Source organism: Ruegeria sp. O11 (genome assembly GCF_056535285.1).
Map to the genome: position 1 here is coordinate 569,540 of NZ_JBQERS010000001.1, position 14,410 is coordinate 583,949.

A 14,410-nucleotide genomic window follows, 5' to 3' on the forward strand; every position below is an offset into this window, starting at 1 on the left:
TAAAGCTATTTAGATCAGGCCGGTTTGCGTTTTTTCTCGGCGACATCTTGCGCCAGTTGCCGAGTATAGCTCTCAAGCTGAACCAGCACTGCATCAACCTTTTCAACGTCACGCGCCTCTAAGGCATTGGCGATTTTGGTGTGCAACGCGATGATTTCTTCCCGCGAACGAGCGGTGAAGGTGATCATGTTCATTAATGGCTGCATCGCCTCGACAGCGCCAGCCAGCTGGTAGGACAAGACCGGATTGCCAGCGCCATCGACCAGCGCTCGATGGAAGGCAACATCTGAGGCGCAGAATGCTTCGTCGGTCAGACCGGGCTGTGCCTGCCGAAAGATCTCGGCCCGCATTGTAGCAAGCTGATCCGCCGTCCGACGCTGCGCAGACAGGGACGCACAGGCTCGTTCCAACGCGTACCGTGCCTCGCACGCAGTGTCGAAACTGACCGCGTTCATCGACAGTAATAGCGTTGAGGTCGTAACCTGTTGAGAATAAGCGCCTTCAAAGCTTAGTCGATTTACAAACGCGCCCCCTGTGGCCCCACGTTGTGTACGGATCAGAGATTGTGCCGCCAAGCGTTTCAAAGCTTCGCGAACAGTCGGGCGCGAGACATTGAATTGCTCGGCAAGTTCAGATTCGGAGGGCAAGCGTTCATCGACGATGAGTTGCCCCGATATGATGGCATCCCGGATAGCTTGGGCAATTTGAGCCGATAGATCGGCAGAGCTTTGGGGGTCAATCTTCATCGTCGCTTGCTTCAAAAGTAAATTTTTATTTGTCTGACATTTAAAAGTCTGACATTTGAAAAGCAAGAGAGTTGAGTCGGGAGAGGCAAGTGAGTCGCTCAGTTTTCCGCAGCGCGCTTTGGTTGGGCTTCTACATCGCGATCATTTGGGCGTGGTGGATGATGGTCTCGATGAGCCGCGATATGGATTTGGACTGGATCGGGCGGCCCGGCCCGATGGGACAGGCCATGGCGGCGATGGACCCGCGCATGGATATGTATATGCCCATGGCCGAGTTTGGCCCGCTGTTCTGGATGTGGGCGATCATGATGGCGGCAATGATGCTGCCAACACTAGTCCCCACATTGCGCAGTTACGATGATCTGATCCGCAGCGCGAATGGCACGCGGGCAGGGTGGCTGGGCGTTCTATCCGGGTACTTCATAGTTTGGGTGGGTTTTGCTGCGTTGATCACCGGCCTGCAGCTGGCACTGCTGTTCGGAGGTGCGGTTGATATGTTGGGCATCGCCAAATCGCCCTACTTGGCTGCAGGCCTGCTTTTGGCAGTGGGCGCGTTCCAATTCACCCGTGCAAAAGAGGTCTGCCATGGCGTTTGTCATGCGCCCATGATGTACTTTCTGGGACATTGGAAAACGGGTTTCTCAGGCGGCCTGCGCATGGGCTTAGGGTTGGGTGCATTTTGCGTAGGCTGTTGCTGGGGCTTCATGGCTCTGGGCTTTGTGGGCGGCGTCATGAGCCTGCTGTGGATGGGGCTGGCGACGCTGTTCATGGTTTTGGAAAAACTACCCCAAATCGGACACGTAGTGACCCGGCCGATGGGGTTCATCTTAATAGCGGGCGGTCTGGCACTGCTCGTACATCACATTACTTACGGAGGATAGGTCTATGGCTAAGAACAGAAAACCGGATGCGGATAAGCTGCCGGTCAGTCAGAGAATTGACAGCCGAATGCCCAATCCCAAGCGCCGGGAGATGAGCCCGACCGACTGGGCAGTCAAGGGTGAACTGATCCTGAACTGCTCCTGCGATGTGTTTTGTCCTTGCGTCGTCTCGCTAGGCGCACACCCTCCGACCGAAGGACATTGCCATGCGTGGATGGGAATCGTGATCGACGAAGGGCACTATGAAGGCGAGGACCTGTCAGGCCTCAACGTCGGGCTGTTGGTTGATATCCCCGGGCGCATGGGCGAGGGCCAGTGGAAAGTCGCGGCTTATGTCGACGAACGCGCCAGTGGGAAGGCCTATAACGGATTGTTGCAAATCTTCAGCGGGCAGGCCGGCGGCACTACCGGTCTGTTCACCATGTTGGTTAGTGAAATCATCGGGGCAGAGCGTGCACCGGTTCAAATCGAGCGAGATGGGACAAAGCGCCGGATCATGATCGGGCGGAAAATTCAGGGCGAGATCGAGATGCTGGCTGGTAAAGACCCTGAGCATCCAGTGATGGTTTCAAACTCGAAATACTGGATGGGCCCGGACATCATCGTGGCCAGAGGAACGAAATCCAAGGTACGTGATTATGGTCGCGTCTGGGACTTTGGCGGGAAATCAGCCGAGATTTGCCCCATCGACTGGCACGGGCCAAAGTAATGATCACCGGTGCCTATGCCCGTGAGATGGCGCGTTATAGTCGATGGGAGAACAGTCAGTTAAAGGGTTTTCTTAAGGCTCTTTCCGACGAAGAACTGACGCGGAAACGGGGCGCCTTTTTCGGTTCAATCATGGGAACAGCCAATCACCTGCTTTGGGGGGACTGGATCTGGATCTCACGGTTCGACAAAGGCCCTGGACCAGGCGGTGGCATCCCAGAGAGCGTGTCAATCTGCGCTGGTTTGTCCGACTGGTTGCCGCTGCGGGATACCATTGACGATCGGATTACTAGGTGGAGCGAAACGTTGGGAGACGACGAACTTAAGGGCCCGTTCACATGGTATTCCGCTGCAAAAGAAGAAGATGTAACAAAGCCTTATGCGCAATGCATCATTCACATGTTCAATCACCAGACGCATCATCGCGGACAATTGCACCAAATGCTGACCGAGGCAGGCTCTGATGCGCCCGTCAGCGATCTTGTCTTTCTGCCAAAGGATTTCTGACATGGCAGTCATTACGCCGAACCGACGCGTGCGCAAAACCCCGTTTACTCCGGGTGTCGAAGCCGAAGGGGTTAAGGAATACACTGTCTATAATCACATGCTTCTGCCTACAGTCTTCGAAAGTGTCGAGGCTGATGCTGCGCATCTGAAAAAGCATGTGCAGGTGTGGGATGTCTCGTGCGAGAGACAGGTTCTGATCAAAGGCCCGGACGCGCTGCGACTGATGAAAATGCTCAGCCCGCGCGATATGGACAAGATGCAGACGGATCAGTGTTATTATGTGCCGATCGTTGACCAAAATGGAGGTATGCTGAATGACCCGGTGGCGATCAAACTGGCAGATGACCATTACTGGCTTTCCGTCGCTGATGGCGATCTTTGGCAATTTGCTCTGGGCATCGTGCTTGCCCTGGAGCTGGATGTCGAAGTTTCCGAACCAGACGTGTCTCCGCTAGCCGTTCAAGGCCCTAGGGCAGATGATCTGATGGCACGGGTATTTGGAGAAGATGTCAGGGACATAAAATTCTTCCGATACAATAGGTTGCCCTTCGAAGATACATCGTTTGTCATCGCCCGATCCGGCTGGTCGAAACAAGGTGGGTTCGAGATCTATGTCGAAGGGGCGGATTACGGAATGCCGCTTTGGGACACGTTGTTCTCAAATGGTCGCGACCTGAACGTACGTGCGGGTTGCCCCAACGGGATTGAACGGATCGAAAGCGGCCTATTGAGTTTTGGGTCGGATATGCGACGCGAGAACACTCCCTATGAATGCGGGCTTGAGCGCTTTTGCAATTCTCCGCTGGATTACATCGGTAAGGCCGCTTTGGCTGATCACGCGGAAAACGGGCCGCCCAGACAAATCCGTCCGCTGTCTATCGAGGGCGAGATCGGACCGTGCACCGAATCCTGGCCTTTGATGGCTGAGGGTCGTCAGGTGGGGCAAGTCGCCTCTGCTGCATATTCGCCCGAGTTCGAAGTGAACGTCGCCATAGGGATGGTGGACCGGTCGCATTGGGCACCCGGCACGCGGATCGAGTTGATGACTGAACACGGTATGCGATGGGCCGTCGTACAAGAGAAATTCTGGCGCTGAGCCCTGTATCTGAGGACATGCCCATACGGGCTACTAAAGGAGTAAGGTTATGTTTAATTCACTCGTCGTTGAAAAAGATGAAGAAAGTGGCCTCGCAAGCGCCTCGGTAAAACAGATATCTCTGGATGATTTGCCGGATGGAGAAGTGACTGTTGCTGTCGAATATTCAACGGTTAACTACAAAGACGGGCTGTGTATGTCGCCAAAGGGTGGCGGCTTGGTGCGGAGTTATCCGCATATCCCGGGTATCGATTATGCGGGCACGGTCGAGCAATCCTCTGATGATCGCTATAAACCCGGTGACAAAGTCGTTTTGACGGGCTGGCGCGTGGGTGAGGCGCATTGGGGCGGGTATTCTCAGAAAGCCAATGCCCGTGCAGATTGGCTGGTTCCTTTACCGCAGGGTTTGGATACGCGACAGGCTATGGCGGTTGGTACCGCAGGATTTACGGCCATGTTAGCCGTCATGGCGTTGGAAGATCATGGAATGCAGCCGGGCCATGGCCCGGTGCTAGTCACGGGTGCCGCAGGCGGCGTGGGTTCGGTCGCCACTGCCATTCTGGCTCATCTGGGATATGAGGTCGCAGCAGTAACCGGTCGCCCGGATACCGCTGACTACCTAAAGTCTTTGGGTGCAACCACAATTGTTCCGCGCGACGAGTTGAATGAAACCACCAAGCGTCCGCTGGAAAGTGAAACCTGGTCCGGGTGTGTTGACGCAGTGGGTGGCGCCATGCTCGCCCGCGTATTGGGTCAGATGAAATATGGGGCATCAGTTGCTGCCGTTGGACTTGCCGGAGGTGCGGGTTTGCCTGCGACTGTGATCCCATTCCTACTGCGTGGCGTGAATCTGTTGGGTATCGACAGCGTCATGCAGCCCTATGACAACCGTGTTCGCGCTTGGCAGCGTATCGCTACCGATCTGCCCATGGAAAAGCTTGAGGCCATGATTCACCCAGCAACACTGTCTGATCTGCCGCAATTGGGCGCGGATATTCTGCAGGGACAAGTCAAAGGTCGCGTCGTAGTCGATGTGAACACCTGATATTGATTGTACCAAGAAGAATCCGACCGAATTCAGTGTTCGGTCGGTCCCTTGGTCGCGATTGGGGCCGGAATGCCAGAAACAGTTCTGGTCATTGCCACAATTCATCCGCATGATTGCTATACATCCCAATTGTGATGGCTTAAGACCCATCCAAACATCACCTGAAGACGGGGAGTGAGCAGCATGTCTGATGATTTCATACTCGACACCGATGATCTGAAACGCCGTATGGACGGCGCAATGGCCAACCTCAGAACCGAATTCGCTTCATTGCGGACCGGGCGCGCTTCGGCCTCGATGCTTGAGCCCGTGATGGTTGACGCGTATGGCTCGATGACTCCGATCAATCAGGTCGGCACCGTAAACGTCCCCGAACCACGTATGGTTACCGTAAATGTCTGGGACAAAGGTCTTGTGGGCAAAGTTGAAAAAGCAATTCGTGAAAGCGGGCTTGGTATCAATCCACAGCTGAATGGCACGATCATCATGCTGCCGATTCCCGAGTTGAACGAGGAACGCCGACGTGAATTGGGCAAGGTTGCAGGCCAATACGCCGAAAGCGCGCGTGTTTCGATCCGGAACGTGCGCCGCGACGGTATGGACCAGATCAAGAAAGCCAAAGCCGATGGCATGTCCGAGGATGATCAGAAATTCTGGGAGGTAGAAGTGCAGGAGCTGACCGACACGATGATCAAATCCGTCGATGAGGCACTTGAGACCAAGCAAGCCGAGATTATGCAGGTCTGAGACTCGGTCATGCCAAAGGATCCCGATAACGCTTTGCAAGCCGGTCCGCGCCATGTGGCAATTATCATGGACGGTAATGGTCGATGGGCTCAGGCACGGGGACGGCCTCGGTTGTTTGGCCATCACGCAGGCGCGCGGCGTGTTCGTGAGGTGGTCGAGGCCTGCCCAGGGCTCGGGATCAAATATCTGACGATCTTTGCGTTTTCGACCGAAAACTGGAAGCGTACGCAGGTGGAGGTTGCAGGCCTCATGAGCCTGTTCCGACGCTATATTGTCAAAGAAACCAATACGCTAAAGAACAACGGTATCCGGGTGCGATTTATCGGTGACCGCGTACGTTTGGATGCCAAACTTACCGAGCTGATGGATACGCTTGAACGTGAAACGCAGGATAATGATCTGGTCCATCTGACAGTCGCCTTGAACTATGGCGGTCGAGATGAGGTTGCTCGCGCAACCAAACGTTTGGCACGTGACGTGGCCGAAGGTGTTTTGCGTCCCGAAGATGTGGACGAAGAAACTCTGCCCAAATATCTGGACACGCGGGTTCTGCCGGACCCTGATCTGGTAATCCGTACCAGTGGTGAAGCACGAATTTCGAATTTCTTGCTCTGGCAATCTGCCTACTCAGAGTATGAATTCATAGATACATTGTGGCCCGACTTTACTGCTGCCGAGTTGGAACGTTTATGCCTGAACTATGGATCGCGTGAACGGCGATTTGGGGCGGTTCCGGCATGAGTGATGGCCGATGGTCTGATCTGACCGCTCGGGTTTTGTCAGCGTCCGTGTTGGTCCTCATAGCGGCCATCATGGTGTGGCTGGGTGGACTTTGGTTCGAGGCATTTATTGCCACTGCGTGCGGGCTCATGACGTGGGAGCTGGTGCGGATTGTGGACCCTCAGCAACGAGGTGTCGCGATTCAGCTTGCGATATTGACCGGTGTCGCCGTTGTTCTGAGTTACCATTTGCCGCCGCTGTATAAAATTCCATTTTTGTTGGCACCTGCTTTGGTTGGCGCGGGTCAAATCAAGTGCGCGCGTGGTACCTACGCGCTTTTTGCGATCTGGATAGCAACTTCGGGGCTGGGGTTTATCTCGATACGCGAAAGCTTGGGGTTTGGATGGATGGTGTGGCTGATCCTTGTTGTCATAGCGACGGATGTTGCCGGGTATTTTGTGGGCAAAACGCTTGGTGGACCTAAGTTTTGGCCAAAGGTCAGCCCCAAGAAAACATGGTCCGGAACGATAGGGGGATGGGTCGCCGCAGGAATAGTTGGTACATTATTTGCGTTCTACGCGGGTTTTGGTTTGGCTTTCGTAGTTGTATCGGTTCTCGCCTCTATGGCGAGCCAGATCGGCGATATCGTCGAAAGCTCAACAAAACGCAGGTTTGGAGTTAAGGACAGTTCGAACTTGTTACCTGGTCATGGTGGCTTTCTGGACCGGTTCGACGGGATGATGGGGGCCTCGGTCTTTGTCCTGTTGGCAGGGTTGCTTTATGCACCCGGAGGCATGTGATGCGAAAGGTATCGATATTCGGCGCGACGGGATCGATCGGGCAGAACACGCTTGATCTGATTTCGAGGAATCCGAATGCCTATGATGTCGTCGCGCTGACCGGTGGCGGCAATATTTCGAAATTGGCGCAAGATGCGGTCCGTCTGGGCGCAGATGTTGCTGTCACCGCGTTTGATGACAGGTTGGATGACCTGCGTTCAGCCTTAGCCGGAAGCGGTGTTCAAGCGGCTGCGGGGCAGGCGGCTTTGATCGAGGCAGGTGCGCGCCCTGCAGATTGGGTTATGTCAGCGATTGTCGGCGCTGCGGGACTTGCTCCGGGGATCGAAGCCCTTAAGCAAGGCGCGACGCTTGCGCTGGCGAACAAGGAAACGCTGGTATGTGCAGGACCTTTGGTTCTGGAGACTGCGCAGAACTACGGCGCAAGGCTACTTCCTGTCGATAGTGAACATTCGGCAGTCTTTCAGGCCCTTGTTGGCGAAGACATGACAAGCGTCGAGCGGATTATTATCACGGCAAGCGGTGGCGCATTTCGGGATTGGCCGCTGAGTGATCTGGCGAACGCAACTGTCGAACAAGCGTCAAGCCATCCGAATTGGAACATGGGGCAGCGAATTACAATCGACAGTGCTTCTATGTTCAATAAAGCACTGGAAGTCATAGAAACAAAAGAATACTTCGGCATACAGCCCTCTGAAATCGAAGTTCTGGTGCACCCCGAATCTATTGTTCACGCGATGGTTGGGTATCGGGATGGTGCCGTGATGGCACACATGGGTGCGCCCGATATGCGCCATGCCATCGGATACGCATTGCACTGGCCCGAGCGGCTTGATCTACCTGTCGCAAGGCTTGATCTGGCTCAATTGGGGCAATTGAGCTTCAGCGCTCCAGATGAGGCCCGGTATCCTGCGTTGCGTCTCGCACGCGAAGTGATGCAACGCGGCGGATTGTCGGGTGCGATCTTCAATGCCGCAAAAGAGCGCGCGCTGGACCACTTTATCGCCCGTAGAATTCGGTTTCTGGATATGGCTGACGCAGTTTCGTCGGTGTTGGAGCGATTTGAGGCGACAGATGGCCTTATTGATGCTCAGTTGACTCTTGATAATGTACAGCAAACGGACCATCTCGCACGTCAGTGGGTCGATGAAACCGTATTGGAACGAGCAGGATAATACCTTTGGACATACTCTCTTTGATCCCGCAATTCGGCAATCTTCTCTATACGATAGTTGCCTTTGTTATTGCGCTTTCAGTGATTGTCGCTGTGCATGAATACGGTCATTACATTGTCGGGCGCTGGTCGGGCATTCATGCCGAAGTGTTTTCGATCGGCTTCGGTCCGGTTCTGTGGAGCCGGGTAGATAAGCGCGGCACACGATGGCAGGTCGCGTTGCTTCCATTTGGCGGATACGTCAAGTTTTTGGGGGATGCCAACGCTGCGTCTGGCAAAGATACGGATGCGATGAACGAAATAGTCGAGCAGAGCCCGGAAGAATTGCGTCGAACGATGCATGGGGCACCGCTGTGGGCACGTACCGCCACTGTGGCGGCTGGGCCTATATTCAACTTCGCGATGTCGATCCTGGTTTTTGGATTTGTGTACTGGTCGCAAGGCGTATCACGAGAACCTTTGACAGTCGGTTCCTTGCAGCCGCTCCCCGGAGTCGAGCAGGGGTTGCTTGAAGGGGACGAAATTGTTGCGATTGCAGGCGTGCCGACACCGGATTTTGATAATGCAGGCAGTTGGTCGGATTTCGTTGATGCTCTGCCCGTACAGCCTGAACTGGACTATACTGTAATCCGGGACGGTGAGACCATCGATGTTTCTGCCCCGTGGCTGTTTCCAGCGTTGATCCAGCAGGTTACACCACGCAGCGCTGCAATGGACATACAATTGCAGCAGGGCGACGTAATTACAGCGGTCGATGGCGACCCGATTTTCAATTTCGAACAATTGAAAGAACGTGTCGAAAGCTCGGACGGGCGCGTGTTGCTTCTGGACGTTTGGCGCAATGGAACCGAGCTTGAATTTGCGCTGGCCCCCAGACGTACTGACGAGCCGAAAGCAGATGGTGGTTTTGTGACCCATTGGCGGATCGGGATCGTTCGGGGAATGATGTTCGAACCTCAGACTGTTCCCGCCGGTATCTGGGATTCCGTAAAAACCGGTTTTGCTCAGACCGGACGCATTATCGAAGGGTCATTGTCAGGTATGTGGCACATGATCACGGGGGCGATCAGCACGTGCAATATTTCCGGCCCGATCGGGATTGCGGAAACCTCTGGCGCGATGGCCAGTCAAGGCGCACAGAATTTCATCTTCTTTATCGCGGTACTTTCTACGGCGGTTGGGCTGCTGAACTTGTTCCCGATCCCAGCGCTTGATGGCGGACACTTGTTGTTTTACGCCTACGAAGCCGTCTCGGGCAAACCACCCAGTGACAATGCCCTGCGGATTTTGATGGGAATTGGGATAACGCTGATCCTTTCGTTGATGATCTTCTCTGTCAGCAATGACCTGTTCTGCTGAATAAGGCGTGACAGGCACCGTTTGGACGCAATATTGCCGCAATTGAAGCTTATCTTCATTAGTGTAATTCGATGAGCGGGCTAGAGAGCGATGACCGAAGCGTTGCAGAGATCTTACAAAAGCGTCAGCGTCCTTTTTCAGTTGAACTGGGATGTATTACTTAGCTTTGGCGTAACCGCCCTGGCATTGGCTGTAGGTGGATATATCGTCGGTTTGTGATTCTTCAGACCAAGGCAATGAAAATGTAACGGCCCACCGGGCCGTTTTTTTGTGTTTGCTCTTTTGACATGGCTTCTCAATCCGGCTACTCAGCAACTACAGGCTGAGATTTCTGGGTAGTGATAAAAATGACTGATTGCAGGGGCACGAGCACATTCTGCGGCGCTCGAGGGCAGAAGACCAACATTTTGTGGCAGGCACTAACGCTCTTTTTTCTATTTGCTACACCGGGTTTGCTGGTATTGCCGGATCCTGCTCAGGCGCAATCTTACACGATTAACCGCTTCGAGGTTGAAGGCAATCGACGGATCGAAACCTCGACAATCATCGCACGAACGGGAATCGAGCCGGGGCAAACTGTCAGTGCCGGACAGATAAATGATGCTTTTCAGCGTTTGCTTGACAGTGGTGTTTTTGAAACAGTCGAACTGACTCCTCGCGGAAACACACTGGTTATCGCGGTTGAAGAGTACCCGACGATTAATCAAATCAGCATTGAGGGGAACCGTCGCGTTAAGGATGACGTACTGCTCGAGGCGATCTCGTCTCAGACCCGCCGAGTCTTTACCCCGCAATTGGCAGAAGCTGACGCAGATTTGATCGCCGAGATCTATTCTGCGCAGGGCCGGGTGTCAGCAACGGTGATTCCACGCATCATCCGCCGAAATGACAATCGTGTGGATTTGGTTTTTGAGGTGGCCGAAGGCACCACCATCGAAGTTGAGCGCGTTAGTTTTGTTGGCAACCGTGCTTACTCGGACCGCCGCCTGCGTCGTGTGCTCGAGACCAAACAGGCAAATATTCTGCGGACTTTCCTGCGGGGCGACACGTTTATTGCTGATCGTATCGAATTCGATAAGCAGGTCATCCGCGATTTCTACCTTTCGCGCGGTTATATCGATTTCCGAGTAAACAGTGCCAATGTGGAATTCACGCGTGAACGGGATGCGTTTTTCCTGGTTATGAATATCACCGAAGGTCAGAGATTCGCCTTTGGTCAGATTTCAACTGTAAGCGAAATTCCTGGCGTCGATCCGGCACCCTATCAGGCAGCACTAAAGGTCAAGCCTGGTGTTATCTACTCGCCGACTTTGATTGAAAACTCGATTGCTCGACTTGAACGTCTGGGCCTGAAACAGGGCGTCGATTTCTTGAGGGTTGAACCTCGGGTGACGCGCAACCCGCGTGATCTGACGCTGGATGTTCAGTTTGTCCTAACCCGCGGCCCGCGTATTTTTGTCGAACGCATCGACATCGAAGGCAATACCACAACTCTTGACCGGGTGATCCGGCGGCAATTCGATACCGTGGAAGGTGACCCCTTCAATCCCCGAGAAATCCGTCAGAGCGCCGAACGTATTCGTGCGCTGGGCTTCTTCTCAGCCGCTGATGTTGAAACCCGCGAAGGTACATCTCCAAGTCAGGTCATCGTTGATGTCGATGTTGAAGAACAACCAACCGGATCGCTTAGCCTGGGTGGTAGCTACTCGGTCTCGGACGGTTTCGGGATCGCCATTGGCCTGAACGAATCCAATTTCCTTGGCCGTGGCCAGAATCTTGGGATCACGCTATCGACGGCTCAAGATTCTGAGCAGTATACAATTAACTTTACCGAACCTTATCTGTTGGGGCGGAAATTACGCTTTGATCTTGGGGTGGGTCTCGCAAGCACCAACTCAAGCTTTGCGAGCTACGACACCAAAACCGTCTTCTTTAATCCTCAGGTCAGCTATGCCATCGGCGAACTTTCAGCGCTGCGCTTGCGTTACGGCTGGAACCAAAGCGAAATGACCCAGCAGAGCAATGAGACCAATGGGGCGGTCATCGCTTCTGAAATTGCTCAGGGCAAAAGAACCAGCAGTTCGATTGGTGTTTCTTATGTCTACGACAGTCGATTGGGTGGCTTGAATCCCAATGCAGGCGTCTTGTTTGAGCTTGGCGTAGATGCAGCTGGATTGGGCGGCGACAACGAGTATATCAAGACCACAGCCCGCGCGATCGCTCAGAAGCGCGTGCTCAACGAGGAGGTTGTGCTTAGGGCATCTCTGGAACTTGGCGCGCTCAACTGGACCGGGGATGATTTTAGCCGGACCATTGATCGATTTGTGCTTGGCCCGAACACGTTCCGTGGTTTCGAACCTGCCGGTCTTGGGCCGCGCGACCTTTCCAACGGTCAGGACGATGCCATCGGTGGTAACTATTATTGGGTTGCCCGGTTCGAGTCTGATTTCCCCTTGGGCTTGCCTGAAGAACTAGGATTGCGAGGTGGTCTGTTCTACGATGTAGGCAACCTGTACAACATCAACAACGTGGATACGTCGGGTGCCGATATCGTCGGAGCCAGCGGATCCATCCGCCATGTGGTAGGTGTCTCGGTTCTGTGGACAACGCCATTTGGTCCTCTGCGCTTCAACTTCTCACAAGCGCTGAAGAAAGAAGAGTTCGACAAGGAACAGAGCTTTGACCTGACCATTCAGGCACAGTTCTGAACCCAGATGTTGACCAAAGTCATGAACATTCTGCAGGGCCCGCTAAGGGCCCTGTGTGTTTGGGCGGCCCTGATGGCGCCAAGTCCATTGTTGGCGCAACAATTGGGCGTCCCGCAATCTGACGTACTTACCATTTCAAGTGAACGGCTGTTTGCTGATTCTCGTTTCGGTCAGCGCATATTTCGCGAGATAGAAGCTGAGAGCGCTCTGCTGTCGGATGAAAATGAGTTGATCGTGGCACAGCTCAGCAAAGAAGAGAAAGACCTGACGGACAAACGCTCTGAAATGTCCGCCAGTGAATTTCGACCTTTGGCCGAGGCGTTTGATGAGAAAGTCCAGTCGCATCGGGATGGCCAACGCGCCAAACTGGATGCTTTGGCACGGCACGGAGAAGAAGCACGCAATCAGTTCTTTGAGATGGCTCAACCTGTATTGATCGAACTTCTACGCGAATATGGGGCGTCGATTGTCATCGAGCGTTCAAATGTTGTTCTCAGCTCGGATGCGTCGGATATTACCGATACCGCAATTGCCCGGATTGACGCGGCAATTGGCGACGGGTCTGCACTTGAAGACGCTAATGACGAATAGGCTGGCTTGCCCTTAAGTACGCGTATTGCTAACCACGCTTGAAAGAGACATCCAAAACAGGACATCCGCACCATGACCACGGAAACCCAGAGCGCCGACATTCAGCTGATTCAGCGTATATTGCCGCATCGCTATCCGTTTTTGCTGGTCGACAAGGTCGTGGATATTGACGGCTATCAATCTGCAGTTGGCATCAAGAATGTCACTATGAACGAGCCGCATTTTCAGGGTCATTTTCCCGGCACGCCGATCATGCCCGGTGTGACCATTGTCGAAGCGATGGCGCAGACTGCAGGTGTCATGCTGGGTGTTGGCATGGACGTGATCGACAGTGAATTGCTGATCTATTTCATGAACATCGACAAATGCAAATTCCGCCGCAAAGTCGTGCCCGGTGACGTGCTTGAGATGCATGTTGAAACTGTGCGTGGCAAGAAAGGCGGCAAGATCTTCAAGTTCAGTGGTCGCGCGACTGTTGAAGGTGAGGTCGCCGCCGAAGCCGAATTTTCGGCCTATGTCGACTGGGACATGGAAAAGACAACATGAGCGGCATTCATCCCAGCGCCATTATCGAAGACGGTGCGCAGATCGGGCAGGGCTGTACGATTGGTCCGTTCTGCCATATCGGGCCGTCCGTCCGTCTAGGCGATCGGGTTGAGCTCAAGTCCCATGTGGTCGTCACCGGCGATACTTCAATTGGTGACGACACAGTGATCTTCAGCTTTGCCGTTGTCGGCGAAATCCCACAAGACAAAAAGTTTGGCGGCGAAAATACACGGCTTGAAATCGGTGAACGCAATCGGATTCGCGAGCACGTCACCATCAACACCGGCACGGATGGCGGCGGTGGCGTCACGCGGATTGGCGATGACTGCCTGCTGATGGCTGGCGTCCACGTTGCGCATGATGTGCAGATCGGTAACCGGGTCATTTTGGTGAACCACGCAGGCGCAGCAGGTCATTGTATAATCGAGGATGACGTCATCGTTGGCGGTATCTCGGGTCTGCATCAGTTCGTGCGCGTTGGTCGCGGGGCCATCATCGGTGCGCTGACTATGGTTCCGAACGATGTGATTCCATATGGTCTGGTTCAGGCACCACGCGGTGAGCTTGATGGATTGAATCTGGTTGGGTTGAAACGGCGCGGTGTCACGCGCGAGGATATATCGGCGCTGCGCGCGGCATTCAAAGAGTTGTCGGAAGGTGATGGTACGTTCATGGATCGCGCCAATCGCTTGGGCGAGGAAGCCGACAACGAATATGTGCGCCAGATTGTCGAGTTTGTGACGGGGCAAACGGACCGTTCCTTTCTGACGCCGAGGAAATAA

General features: G+C 54.1%; 15 protein-coding genes. 14 read left to right on the forward strand and 1 reads right to left on the reverse strand.

Translation table 11 applies throughout. The annotated features are described in order from the left end of the window. Positions 1 to 14 precede the first annotated feature (14 nt). The gene (locus tag ACRZ91_RS02830) at positions 15 to 746 is read right to left on the reverse strand and encodes a FadR/GntR family transcriptional regulator (RefSeq protein WP_170770771.1); all 732 of its coding nucleotides are present in this window, start codon (positions 744 to 746) and stop codon (positions 15 to 17) included. An 89-nt stretch (positions 747 to 835) separates the two neighbouring features. Between ACRZ91_RS02830 and ACRZ91_RS02835 the strand changes: the two genes are divergently transcribed. The 14 genes from ACRZ91_RS02835 to lpxA all read left to right on the forward strand — a co-directional run bounded on the left by ACRZ91_RS02835 (position 836) and on the right by lpxA (position 14,410). Next, positions 836 to 1,627: a DUF2182 domain-containing protein gene (locus ACRZ91_RS02835; RefSeq protein WP_480902454.1), complete on the forward strand. Its 792-nt coding sequence runs from the start codon at positions 836 to 838 to the stop codon at positions 1,625 to 1,627. A gap of 4 nt (positions 1,628 to 1,631) precedes the next feature. Further along, complete coding sequence (locus ACRZ91_RS02840; RefSeq protein WP_010439955.1) at positions 1,632 to 2,336, forward strand: DUF1326 domain-containing protein; 705 nt, start codon at positions 1,632 to 1,634, stop codon at positions 2,334 to 2,336. Continuing rightward, positions 2,336 to 2,842 carry a DinB family protein gene (locus ACRZ91_RS02845; protein WP_480902456.1) on the forward strand — a complete coding sequence of 169 codons (507 nt, stop codon included), beginning with the start codon at positions 2,336 to 2,338 and terminating at the stop codon, positions 2,840 to 2,842. Before ACRZ91_RS02840 ends, ACRZ91_RS02845 begins: the two co-directional genes overlap by 1 nt. 1 nt (position 2,843) lies before the next feature. Continuing rightward, entirely contained in the window at positions 2,844 to 3,938 is a 1,095-nt protein-coding gene (locus tag ACRZ91_RS02850) for a dimethylsulfoniopropionate demethylase (RefSeq protein WP_480902459.1), read from the forward strand. Positions 3,939 to 3,987: 49 nt separating this feature from the next. Continuing rightward, complete coding sequence (gene acuI, locus ACRZ91_RS02855; RefSeq protein WP_170470038.1) at positions 3,988 to 4,983, forward strand: acryloyl-CoA reductase; 996 nt, start codon at positions 3,988 to 3,990, stop codon at positions 4,981 to 4,983. 186 nt (positions 4,984 to 5,169) lie between these two features. Continuing rightward, positions 5,170 to 5,733, forward strand: a complete 564-nt coding sequence (gene frr, locus ACRZ91_RS02860) for a ribosome recycling factor (protein WP_480605544.1) — start codon at positions 5,170 to 5,172, stop codon at positions 5,731 to 5,733. Between the two features lie 9 nt (positions 5,734 to 5,742). Then, positions 5,743 to 6,474 carry an isoprenyl transferase gene (locus tag ACRZ91_RS02865; RefSeq protein WP_170470044.1) on the forward strand — a complete coding sequence of 244 codons (732 nt, stop codon included), beginning with the start codon at positions 5,743 to 5,745 and terminating at the stop codon, positions 6,472 to 6,474. Then, complete coding sequence (locus tag ACRZ91_RS02870) at positions 6,471 to 7,253, forward strand: phosphatidate cytidylyltransferase (protein ID WP_480454844.1); 783 nt, start codon at positions 6,471 to 6,473, stop codon at positions 7,251 to 7,253. Before ACRZ91_RS02865 ends, ACRZ91_RS02870 begins: the two co-directional genes overlap by 4 nt. Continuing rightward, a complete protein-coding gene (gene dxr / locus ACRZ91_RS02875) occupies positions 7,253 to 8,425 on the forward strand; it encodes a 1-deoxy-D-xylulose-5-phosphate reductoisomerase (RefSeq protein WP_480902462.1) in 1,173 nt (390 codons plus the stop codon). The genes ACRZ91_RS02870 and dxr overlap by 1 nt, the downstream gene beginning before the upstream one ends. Positions 8,426 to 8,430: 5 nt before the next feature. After that, positions 8,431 to 9,783 (forward strand): RIP metalloprotease RseP, encoded by a 1,353-nt coding sequence (rseP, locus tag ACRZ91_RS02880; RefSeq protein WP_480902465.1) that lies wholly within the window; start codon positions 8,431 to 8,433, stop codon positions 9,781 to 9,783. Positions 9,784 to 10,130: 347 nt separating this feature from the next. Beyond that, complete coding sequence (bamA, locus tag ACRZ91_RS02885) at positions 10,131 to 12,491, forward strand: outer membrane protein assembly factor BamA (RefSeq protein WP_260026011.1); 2,361 nt, start codon at positions 10,131 to 10,133, stop codon at positions 12,489 to 12,491. A gap of 72 nt (positions 12,492 to 12,563) precedes the next feature. Further along, positions 12,564 to 13,082, forward strand: coding sequence for an OmpH/Skp family outer membrane protein (locus ACRZ91_RS02890; RefSeq protein WP_480714954.1), 519 nt, complete (start codon positions 12,564 to 12,566; stop codon positions 13,080 to 13,082). 72 nt (positions 13,083 to 13,154) lie between these two features. Next, complete coding sequence (fabZ, locus tag ACRZ91_RS02895) at positions 13,155 to 13,628, forward strand: 3-hydroxyacyl-ACP dehydratase FabZ (RefSeq protein ID WP_010439978.1); 474 nt, start codon at positions 13,155 to 13,157, stop codon at positions 13,626 to 13,628. Beyond that, the gene (lpxA, locus tag ACRZ91_RS02900; protein WP_170470062.1) at positions 13,625 to 14,410 is read left to right on the forward strand and encodes an acyl-ACP--UDP-N-acetylglucosamine O-acyltransferase; all 786 of its coding nucleotides are present in this window, start codon (positions 13,625 to 13,627) and stop codon (positions 14,408 to 14,410) included. Before fabZ ends, lpxA begins: the two co-directional genes overlap by 4 nt.